We start from the raw sequence: 2,345 nt of genomic DNA on the forward strand, positions 1-2,345 counted from the left end.
GCGCTGCGCGCGGGGGTTGCGCTCCCGCTTCGCGTGAGCGGAGCTGCTCGCTGCGCGAGCAGCTCACCGGCCCGGCGTGGCCGGGCTGGTGACGCTCCGTCCGCTGCGCTCCCGGAGCTGGGGGCCTCCGGCCTCGAAGGGGTGGCCTCCGCTGCGCTCCAGCCACCCCAGGCCGCTACGCGACCAACAGGCCGGCCCCGCTGCGCGGTGCGGCCAACGGGCCTTTGGCCCGAGCGGCAACAAGGCTGCTTGTTGGGGGTGTGACCGGCCGTCAGGAGTGAGCCAGTCATACCCCCAGTGGCGTGTGAAGCTCAGTCACGGATGAAATGGCAATGATTAAAGGTCAAGGGAGGTCGTCATTAATCATGCAAATTTCTACTTCCTTAGGAAATCAAGGAGCTGAATGAATAGCGCGAGGAGCGCTACGATAAAAGCAGCAGTCTCCATAATACCCCCTCCTTCCTGGCCACTTGGGCCACTCAAGTCTAGTCCCTGCAACCAACAAAACGCCTCTTGGAGGCTGACACAAAAGTTCCCCCTTGATACATCAAGTATAGCAGACTGGTGCCAATTTGTCGAATTCTGACGTGCGAACTGGCCTTCTCGCTGTCGACGCTGTGCTTCACTATCAGTGTCAGCTAAACTCTGGAACAGAGGGCTGCCTGGAGCTCCGAGATATGCTCCATCGCACCCGACCTGCCCCCAGAGTCGGATTGATGAAACGCACAGGTCAGCAGCGGTTCGCCAGAGAGAGACTGCATCATGAAGGCGCTACGTCCCCACCAACGGGAAGCAGTGGACGCGGTGCTTCGGGCGCTCGAAATTCCCTCACAGTTCCGCCTGCCCGAGCGCGGACTGCGGACTCAGGTGATCATGGCGACAGGGAGCGGCAAGACCTTCGTGGCTGCCCGGAGCGCTGAAGAGCTGCACGCGGGCCGTGTCCTGGTCCTCGTGCCCTCCCTGGACCTGCTGGCTCAGACCGAGACCGCCTGGCGGGAGGCCGGCCGTACGGGCCCGATGGTTGGTGTGTCGTCCCTGCGGGGCGAGGAGGTGCCCTTCCCGAACACTACGGACGTGGACGAGCTGGTCTCCTGGGTGCGGCCGTTCGACAAGGTCACGGTGTTCGCCACGTACGCCTCACTCGGGCTCGGAACGCTCGAACGCGCGCACCGGGCCGGCCTTCCGGGCTGGGACCTGATCGTCGTCGACGAGGCGCACCGGACCTCGGGGCGGATCGGCAAGCCATGGGCGGTCGTCCACGACAACACCCTCATCCCCGCCCTGCGCCGCCTGTACATGACCGCCACGCCCCGCCTGTGGCAGCTCGACGAAGACCAGGAGCGGCAGGGTGCGCCAGGTGAGCTGGTCGCGAGCATGGAAGACTCCCCCGACTCGCCCTTCGGCAGGCGCTGCTACACCCTGACGCTCTCGGAGGCGATCGACCGGGGAATCTGCGCGCCCTACCAGGTGGTGTGCGTGGACATCACCGACACCCGGCTCCAGGCCGTCCAGGTCCTGGGCGTGGAGGGCCGTTCGGACGAGGTCCGCGGGGCGAGGCTCGCAGCGCTCCAGACCGCGGTGTTCAAGGCGTCCTCGGAGGAGAACTTCCGGCGCACGCTCGTCTTCCACCACATCGTGAAGGAGGCCGAGGCGTTCGCGGCCGGCCTTCCCGACGTCGCCGAGCGGCTGCACGCTACGGACCCCGGGCTGTACCCGAAGACGATCTGGGCGGACTGGCTGTGCGGGGAGCACAAGCCGGGCCACCGGCGGCGGGTCCTCGCCGAGTTCGCCGACGGGATCGCCACCGACGGCACGGTCGTGGAGAAGGCCTTCCTGGGCTCGGTGAAGGTGCTGGGCGAGGGCGTCGACACCAAGAACTGCGACTCCGTCTACTTCGCCGACGTGCGCGGCTCCATGCCCGACCTCGTCCAAGCCGTCGGCCGCGCGCTACGGATGCAGCCCGGTGACGGGAAGGTCGCCTCACTCGTGGTGCCCGTCCTGCTCGGGCCGGGCGAGACCGCGGACAACATGCTCACCTCCCGAGCCTACGGCGGACTCGCCAAGCTCCTCGAGGCGCTGCGCGCGCACGACGCCCGCGTGGTCGAGCAGCTCGCCGAACAGCAGGCACCAAGCCGTGTCCGAGGTGTTCAAAGCCGCAGCGAGGGCCAGGCGGGAACGGATGAAGGGAGCAGCGCAGGTGGAGTGTCGGTGCCCGCGCAGTCGCTGCTGAAGTTCTCCACACCACGCGACCCGGCCGCGCCCGGCAGCTGGAGAAGCTCGGCATGGTCTGGTCACACTACGACGTCGCATGGGAAGAAGGTCTCGCGGCGGCGCGTGGGTGGGCC

1 protein-coding gene is annotated in these 2,345 nt (G+C 67.1%); it reads left to right on the forward strand.

The annotated features are described in order from the left end of the window. Positions 1-762 precede the first annotated feature (762 nt). Positions 763-2,345 (forward strand): DEAD/DEAH box helicase family protein (locus ACFW6P_RS32050; RefSeq protein WP_386425797.1); only part of this gene is annotated, 1,583 nt, incomplete at its 3' end.

The organism is Streptomyces sp. NPDC058741 (assembly GCF_042746715.1).
Taxonomy (GTDB): Bacteria; Actinomycetota; Actinomycetes; order Streptomycetales; family Streptomycetaceae; genus Streptomyces.